Raw genomic sequence first — 593 nt, 5'->3', positions numbered from 1 at the left:
GCGCTTTCCACGTGCGCAAAGATAAACTATAACTTAATACATCGCCTTTCGACGATAAACGAATAGAGACCACTATGACGACTGAAGTTTTAAATAGTGCCAGTGAAAAAATGAGCTTTCTTGACCGCTACTTAACGGTCTGGATTTTTGTCGCAATGGCCATCGGCGTGGGGATAGGCGCAGTCTACCCGCAAGTAGCAGAATGGAACGAAGCAATGTCCGTTGGTAGTACGAACGTACCGCTCGCCATTGGTTTGATTTTGATGATGTACCCACCACTCGCCAAGGTGAACTACGGTCTATTGGGAACGGTAACGAGAGATAAAAAGGCCATCACGCTGTCTCTGGTTATGAACTGGATCGTCGGTCCAATCCTGATGTTCGTTCTTGCCTTAACCTTCCTTGGTGATCATCCGGGTTACATGGTTGGCATTATTTTGATTGGCCTTGCACGCTGCATCGCTATGGTTTTAGTGTGGAATGATATTGGCGGCGGCAACAAAGAATATGGCGCGGCCTTAGTGGCATTAAATAGCGCATTTCAAATTCTGACTTACAGCGTTATGGCTTGGCTCTTTATCACCGTACTTCCA

General features: G+C 46.5%; 1 pseudogene. It reads left to right on the top strand.

From position 1 onward, the window contains the following. Window positions 1–74: 74 nt before the first annotated feature. Window positions 75–593, top strand: a pseudogene (locus tag R7Q09_RS27005) (arsenical-resistance protein); the annotation flags it as partial.

This window comes from Vibrio sp. 2130-1, from assembly GCF_033339515.1.
This window is presented reverse-complemented; position numbering and strand designations above follow the sequence as displayed.